Source organism: Longimicrobium sp. (assembly GCF_036554565.1).
Lineage (GTDB): Bacteria > Gemmatimonadota > Gemmatimonadetes > Longimicrobiales > Longimicrobiaceae > Longimicrobium.
This window is the reverse complement of record NZ_DATBNB010000601.1, coordinates 1-7,191: the sequence shown is the minus strand read 5'-3', so window position 1 is coordinate 7,191 and position 7,191 is coordinate 1. Positions and strand designations below refer to the sequence as shown.

Below are 7,191 nucleotides of genomic sequence, written 5' to 3'. Positions count from 1 at the left end.
GATCGGTCAACCGGGATTTGACGCCCATCCGCCCCGGCGCGCAGAATGTACGAGGCCGCGCGACCGCCGGCCGAACGCCGATCTGCCGCGCCATTGAATGCACATGACGGAAATCCTGCAGCCACTCGTCTTTACTGGCGCCGCCGAGATCGCCCTCTGCACCGGCCCCGTGCGCGAGCGGCCCCACACCGATCCCGCCGCCGTGGTGTGCGGCGCGGCGGTGGCCGTGGAGGGCGGCGTGATCGTGGCGGTGGGGCCCGAGGAGGCCGTGCTGGACGACTTTCCGCATGCGGAGCGTGTGCACTGCCACGGCGGCGTGCTGACGCCCGGCTTCGTCGACAGCCACACGCACGCCGTGTTCGGGCGCTACCGCACCGAGGAGTACGCGCTGCGCTGCACGGGCGTGCCGTACATGGAGATCGCCCGGCAGGGCGGAGGCATCAACGCGTCCGTTCGCGATCTGCGCGCGCGCAGCGAAGACGAGCTAGTGGAGATGGCCCTGCCGCGGCTGGCGGAGATGCTGCGCGGCGGCACCACGACGGCAGAGGTGAAGAGCGGGTACGGCCTGTCCACGGAAGACGAGATGAAGACGCTCCGCGCCATCCGCCGCCTGAACGAGCTTCAGCCCATCGAGCTGATCCCCACCTTCCTCGGGGCGCACGAGGTGCCGCCCGAGTACCGCGAGCGGCGGGCGGAGTACGTGGACCTGCTGGTGGAGGAGATGATCCCCGCCGTGGCGGAAAGTTGCCTGGCGCGCTTCTGCGACGTCTTCATGGAGCCCGGCGTGTTCGGCCGCGCGGAGAGTGAGCGCATCCTGCGGGCGGGGATCGAGCACGGGCTGCGGCCCAAGATGCACGCGGACGAGCTGGAGGGGAGCGGCGGGGCGGAGCTGGGGGTGGAACTGGGCGCCGCGTCCGTCGATCACCTGGGCGACATCTCCGAGGCGGGGATCGCCGCGCTGGCGGGCTCGTCCACCGTGGCGACGCTGCTGCCGGCAACGCTGTTCTTCCTGGGCCGCCCGCGCTGGGCACCCGGCCGCGCGCTGATCGACGCAGGCGCCACGGTAGCCCTGGCGACGGACTTCAACCCCGGCAGCTCGCCGACGCCAAGCATGCACTTCGTGCTGACGGCCGCCTGCAGCCGCATGGGCTTCAGCCCCGCCGAGGCGCTGCGGGCCGCGACGGCGGGCGGCGCCGCGGCGCTGGAACTGTGCGACGGGCGCGGCACCCTGGCCCCCGGCGCCCCCGCCGACCTGGTCCTCTGGCGCGCCCAAACGGCCTCCGAAATCCCCTACCGCCTCGCCGCGCCGATCATCGAAGGCGTGTGGAAGGCCGGCGAGCGGGTGGGGTGAGCGGGTTCGCCGCCATCCCACCCGCTCACCAGATCGCGACGAACGTCCTCAGACCGGAACGGCCGCGAGGATTTCGCTCTCCAGTCGGGCGTAGCTCCTTTCCATGCCGTCCGTCATGCCCGTGCCGAGCACCATGTCGCGCACCTCGGCGTTCGGGTAGGCGATCAGGAGCGTCATCAGGGTTCCCCCTTCCACGGCCGTCAGCGTCATCTCGTTGACGGCGCCGGGACCATGCATCCGGATCATCCGCTCGGTCGTCACCGAGCGGTGGGGCGGCTCGGATTCCAGCAGCTCTCCCTCGAAGCCGAAGCGCTGCGACCCATCCACCGCCTCCCACTCGTACCGATACGACTCACCAACGGCCGACGCGACCTCACACACCGGCATCGTCCATCCATCCGGCCCGAGCAGCCACACCTTCAGGAGCTCGGGATCGTGGTGCGCGCGCCACACCTGGTCGACCGTTCCGCGGATCACGCGGCTGATGCGTACGCGGGTGTCGTCCAGGATCTGCGCATCCGTGGCACGCCCGGCCGCGAACGATGCGAGGTCGGCCACGACGTCGTCCATCTGCCCGAGCGCCGACTGCATCCCCTCGACCATGCCCATCCCCACCAGCTGCTCCATCGCCTCGACGGTGGGGAAATGCGTCACGCCCGTGAACCGGGAGCCGCCAGGGGTCTCCTCGAAGGTGAAGATCATGCGCATGACCGGCATCGACTCGTCGACCCGGCCATCCTGGTGTGCGAAGCCGTCATCGACCTCGATCTTGCGCCCCGGCTCGATGGCAACGAACCGGAACCAGGCATGCGCGGTGCTGCCGTCGGGCCCGGTCATGTGGTACTGGGACCAGCCGCCGACCGCCATGTCGTGGCGGGTGAAGGTGGCGGGCCACGTTGGCGGGCCCCAGAACCGCTCCAGCTGGCGGGGGTCCGCCCATGCGTCCCACAGCCGCTCGAGCGGCACCGGGTAGTCGCCGATCACCGTCAGGGTGAGCGTATCGGGATTGGAGGCAACGGATGTAATCGGCATGGCTCACTCCGGGGTTGTGGGATCGGCGAGTACCGCATCGAGCTGGCTGAAGCGCGCCCTCCACAGCCCCTCCAGGTGGGCGAGCAGCTCGCGCGCCCGGCCGATGCGGTCAGGGTTGCCGCGGACGATGCGTTCGCGGCCCTGCGGTTGCTTGGTCACCAGGCCAGCCGCCTCGAGCGCGGCGACGTGCTTCTGGACCGCCGCGAACGACATGTCGTACCGCGTGGCCAGGGCCGAGACCGACAGGGGCTCCCCGGCCATCAGCCGCGCGACGATGTCGCGGCGCGTCGCATCGGCGAGCGCGCGGAAAAGGCGGTCCAGGTCCGCATCGCTGAGTGGGTGACGTACAACCATAAGGTTGTATATAGTCGCGTGAATCGCCCGACGCAAGCATCACGCGTGGCGTCTGATCTCACGACAGCGCCGCGAGGGAGCCAAAACCCGCCGGGGCACTGGACGGAAGCGCGCCCGCTCGCGACATTGGTTTTCCCGCCCACCGGGACCCCGGGGCGCACTCATCCCGCACCGCCACGGCCGGATGCACGACTTTTCCACCAGCTTCGCCAACCTGCTGAAGGCCCGCTTTCCGTTCCTGTACGTCCCCACGTGGGAAGAGGAGCGGGTGGTGTCGGTTATCCGCCTGGTTGCGGGCGACGCGTCGAAGATCCGCACGCCCCGCCGGGTGTTCACGTGGACGGAAACGCAGGGGCTGCGCTCCGACGGGTGGAGCGCGCCCGAGGGGACGGAAGACCTGCTGCAGGCGCTGGACGTCATCGAGAGCTTCGTGGAGCCCTCGGTGTTCGTGCTTCACGACGTGCATCCCTACTTCGGCAACGAGCAGCGCGGGTGCGACCACAAGGTGGTGCGCAAGCTCCGCGACCTGGCGCCGGTGCTCAAGGGCGGCCAGGCGCCGCGCAGCGTGGTGTTCGTGTCGCCCACGCTGCACCTGCCGATGGAGCTGCAGAAGGACGTCACCGTGCTGGAGTTCGTCCTTCCCACGGCGGACGAGATCCGCACGGTGCTGGACGGGATCATCCAGGCCAACCAGGGGAGCGGGCGCATCACCATCGACCTGCCGCCGCAGGACGCGGAGCGGCTGGTGAAGGCGGCCGTCGGGCTTACGCTGCACGAGGCGGAGAACGCCTTCGCGCGCGCCATGGTGGGCGACGGGCGGCTGGACGCGCGCGACGTGGAGACGGTGCTGGAAGAAAAGCGGCAGACCATCCGCAAGAGCGAAATCCTGGAGTTCATCGCCAGCGACCTGGACATCGCCGACGTGGGCGGGCTGGAGAACCTCAAGCGGTGGCTGCAGAAGCGGAACAGCGCCTGGATGGACGAGGCGCGCGACTACGGCCTGCCTTCGCCCAAGGGCGTGCTGATCACGGGCGTTCCCGGCTGCGGAAAGAGCCTGCTGGCCAAGTCCATCGGCTCGGCGTGGCAGCTGCCACTGCTACGCCTGGACGTGGGCCGCGTGTTCAGCGGACTGCTGGGGAGCAGCGAGCAGAACATGCGCACGGCCATCGCTACCGCCGAGGCCATCGCCCCCTCCATCCTGTGGATCGACGAGATCGAGAAGGGGTTCGGCAGCGCGGGCGACATGGACGGCGGCACCTCCACGCGCATCTTCGGCTCGTTCCTCACCTGGATGCAGGAAAAGACCAAGCCGGTGTTCGTGATCGCCACCGCCAACAACATCAACTCCCTTCCGCCCGAGCTGCTGCGAAAGGGGCGCTTCGACGAGATCTTCTTCGTCGATCTCCCCACGCGGTCCGAGCGCAAGCAGATCTTTTCCGTGCACCTGGCCAAGCGCCTGAAGAACCGCGCGGTGCTGGGCGATTTCGCGATCGACGACCGGACCTGCGAGTACCTGTCGGGCCTCACGGAAGGCTTCGTGGGCGCGGAGATCGAGCAGGCGGTGATCGCGGCGCTGTTCGAGGCGTTCTCCGAGCGGCGCGCCATCCGCATGGCCGACTTCGAGTGGGTGATCAGGAACACGGTGCCGCTCTCCGTCACGCAGGCGGAGCAGATTCGCGCCATCCGCGCCTGGGCCTCCATCCGCGCCGTGGCCGCCACGCCGCGCGAGGGCCGGGCCGAGTACCAGGTGGCGGGCGACTCGCCGAACGACAACGGCGGGCCGACCCCGCCCACCGCCGGGGCCGCGCCCGCCCCCCCGGCCGACATCAGCGAAGCGCGCGGCGGCCGCGCGGTGGACTTCTAACGAGGACGCCATGGGAGTTTCGCTTCTGCTGGTCCCCATCATCATCGCCGCCGCCGACGCCATGCCGCGCCTGTTCCAGGGTAGCGGCGAGGACACCGAGCGCGTGCTGCGCCTTCCCACCCGCATCAAGGACGCGGAGCTGCTGCGCGCGGCACTCCACGACTACGGATGCCAGTCGGTGGAAGACCAGGCCGGCGTGCACAGCGAGGTCGAGGGCGGCCGGATCGTCTTTCAGCCCGGCGAGGAGGGGCGGCACGACGCCGTGTTCGTGGGCACCGTGACGGAGGAGCAGGCGCGGGCGTTCGTGGAGGCGTTGGAGCACGATTACGCCCGCCTGGTGCAGGCGCGCGTGTACGAGCGGCTGAAGCAGAAGGCCGCGCAACGGGGGATGAAGCTGGAGCGCGAGAAGGTGGACGCGGATGGGTCCGTGGTCCTGCGCTACGCCATGCCGGTGAGGGCGGGACGATGAGCGAGGCGTTCACCGTCCGCATCTTTCCCGACGGCACCGTGCAGGCCGAGGTGCACGGCGCCAAGGGAAAGCGCTGCACCGACTACATCGCCATCCTCGAGGAGCTGCTGGAGGCCGAGACGGCCGACTCCGCGTACACGGCGGAGTACCACCAGGCCGAGCACGTGCGTGCGGACGACGTTCGCGCCGACGACGCCCGCCTGGACGAGGTGCGCCGGCGCCAGGTGCGGGGGAGCTGAGAGATGGCCGTCACGAACCGCGGGGCGGTGTGGGAGTGGGGCCACTCGTGGTGGGTCCTGCTGACCTTTTGCTTCGGCCTGCTCTCCGGCCCCGCGTTCCTGTACGCCGGCCGGAAGACGCGCACCCGCAAGTGGGTGATCGCCGGCTTCTTCTACCTGATGAGCTGGGTGGCGCTCGGGCTCCTGCCCACCAAGCCGAAGACGCCGCCCGCCGGTGCGCCGGCCCCCGCGGTGGCGGAGCCCGCCTCGCCCATTCCGTACAGCGAAACGGCGAACGAGGTGGTCGGCGGGATCTTCATGACGTTGTGGCTCATCTCCATGGTGCACGCGGTGTGGGTGCGGAACGAATACCTGCGGCGGCTGGACGCCGTGCACGGGACCGACCCGTACGCAGACCTGCGCCGCGAGGTGGCGGAGGAGACCGCCTTCGAGGGCGTTCCCGTGCCGCCCTGGGCTCCGTTCGACGGTGGCACGCGTCCGCCGCCCCCCGCACCGGTGCTTCCTCCACGTCCCGTCGCGCCCCTGCACGCCAAACCGGCCGGTGCCCCCGTGGACCTGAACAACGCGGCGGAAGAGGAACTGGCGGCGCTCCCCGGGATCGGCCCGCTGCTGGCGCGCCGGGCCGCGGAGGAGCGGCGGATACGTGGCGGATTCGGCTCGCTGGAGGAGTTCGGAGAGGCGCTGGCGCTGAAGCCGCACATCCTGGAACGCCTGCGTACCCGCGTGGTGCTGGGTCCGCCCCCGCCGCCCGCCGCCCCCCCGGCTCCCGGCACGGGAAGCCGCGTGGTGGATTTCTGATCCTCCCCCACATCCACACGCGCGGCCCCGGCGGGCGCGGCGCTCCGGCAGGTGAAGCGAGATGGCGATCACGAAACGCGGGTTGGGGTGGGAACTGCTGCAATCAGCCTGGGTGCTGGTGCCGCCGGCGAGCGTGGGGATGCTCGTCTGGGCGGCGTTCCTGTACGCCGGGATCAGGGCGCGCCACCGTCCCTGGCTCGTGGCGGCCGCCGTCTACTTTCTCGGGTTTGCCTCCGCGCTCGCGCTCACGGACAACAGCGACAACTGGACGGGCCTCATCGTGGTGGCGCTCTGGTTCGTCGGCACCGTGCACGCCTTCATCGTACGCCCGGAGTTCCTGATCCGCCTGGACGCAGACCTGTCCGCCGACGCGGCGCGCAGCTCGCCCGCCCCGCCTATCAGACGTATCGTGCCGGTAGACGCCACCTACGCTCCGTTCACGCCCCCCGCCGCACCTTCGCCGAGCGCCCCGCCGGTCTCGCCACCTGTCCCCGCAGCACCGCAGCCGTCCGCGCCTGTGGACCTGAACGCGGCGCCCGAGCCCGCCATCGCCGCGCTCCCTGGCGTCGGGCCCATCCTGGCGCGGCGCGCGGTGGAGCTGCGCGATGCCCGCGGCGGGTTCGCATCGGTGGATGATTTCGCGGACGCGCTGGATTTGAAGCCGCACATCCTGGAGCGCATCCGGCCGCTCGCCTTCACCACGCCCCGCGCGGCCCCGCCGCGTCCGATGGGCCGCCGGGTGGACTACTGACGTGCAGCTGCGCATAGCCCGCTTCCTTGCGTCGACTCGCGTGGAGGGGCCCGGCGAACGCGCGTGCCTCTGGGTGCAGGGATGTCCTATCCGCTGCGCGGGGTGCGCGGTGCCGTGGACCTGGGCGGAGGACGGCGGCGAGGCGGTTTCGGTGGAAGACCTGGCGCGGCGCATCCTGGACCGACCGCCGGTGGAGGGGGTCACCTTCGCGGGCGGGGAGCCCTTCGCCCAGGCGGGGCCGCTGGCGGAATTGGCGGCCCTGCTCCGCGCGGAAGGCCTTTCCGTGCTCACCTACAGCGGCTACACCCTCGAAACGCTCCGGCGCGGCGCCCG

The 7,191-nt window shown here is 70.8% G+C and carries 9 protein-coding genes; 7 read left to right on the top strand and 2 right to left on the bottom strand.

Annotation, left to right across the window (positions count from 1 at the left end):
- Window positions 1-103 precede the first annotated feature (103 nt).
- Entirely contained in the window at window positions 104-1,351 is a 1,248-nt protein-coding gene (gene hutI, locus VIB55_RS16535) for an imidazolonepropionase (protein ID WP_331877771.1), read from the top strand.
- A gap of 48 nt (window positions 1,352-1,399) precedes the next feature.
- On the opposite strand, the gene VIB55_RS16530 is transcribed toward hutI, so the two are convergent.
- Together VIB55_RS16530 and VIB55_RS16525 are read right to left on the bottom strand one after the other, a co-directional pair.
- On the bottom strand, window positions 1,400-2,383 hold the full coding sequence (locus VIB55_RS16530; protein ID WP_331877770.1) for an SRPBCC family protein: 984 nt from the start codon (window positions 2,381-2,383) through the stop codon (window positions 1,400-1,402).
- A 3-nt stretch (window positions 2,384-2,386) separates the two neighbouring features.
- Window positions 2,387-2,737, bottom strand: a complete 351-nt coding sequence (locus VIB55_RS16525) for a metalloregulator ArsR/SmtB family transcription factor (protein WP_331877769.1) — start codon at window positions 2,735-2,737, stop codon at window positions 2,387-2,389.
- Window positions 2,738-2,921: 184 nt separating this feature from the next.
- Here VIB55_RS16525 and VIB55_RS16520 point away from each other — a divergent pair, with 184 nt between their 5' ends.
- From VIB55_RS16520 to VIB55_RS16495, 6 genes are all read left to right on the top strand, one after another.
- Window positions 2,922-4,601, top strand: a complete 1,680-nt coding sequence (locus tag VIB55_RS16520) for an AAA family ATPase (RefSeq protein WP_331877768.1) — start codon at window positions 2,922-2,924, stop codon at window positions 4,599-4,601.
- Between the two features lie 10 nt (window positions 4,602-4,611).
- Window positions 4,612-5,070, top strand: coding sequence for a hypothetical protein (locus VIB55_RS16515; protein WP_331877767.1), 459 nt, complete (start codon window positions 4,612-4,614; stop codon window positions 5,068-5,070).
- Entirely contained in the window at window positions 5,067-5,309 is a 243-nt protein-coding gene (locus VIB55_RS16510; RefSeq protein ID WP_331877766.1) for a DUF2997 domain-containing protein, read from the top strand. Before VIB55_RS16515 ends, VIB55_RS16510 begins: the two co-directional genes overlap by 4 nt.
- A gap of 3 nt (window positions 5,310-5,312) precedes the next feature.
- Window positions 5,313-6,107 carry a ComEA family DNA-binding protein gene (locus VIB55_RS16505; protein WP_331877765.1) on the top strand — a complete coding sequence of 265 codons (795 nt, stop codon included), beginning with the start codon at window positions 5,313-5,315 and terminating at the stop codon, window positions 6,105-6,107.
- Window positions 6,108-6,168: 61 nt separating this feature from the next.
- Complete coding sequence (locus tag VIB55_RS16500) at window positions 6,169-6,858, top strand: helix-hairpin-helix domain-containing protein (protein WP_331877764.1); 690 nt, start codon at window positions 6,169-6,171, stop codon at window positions 6,856-6,858.
- Window position 6,859: 1 nt separating this feature from the next.
- On the top strand, window positions 6,860-7,191 hold a 332-nt coding region (locus VIB55_RS16495; RefSeq protein WP_331877763.1), incomplete at its 3' end, for a 4Fe-4S cluster-binding domain-containing protein.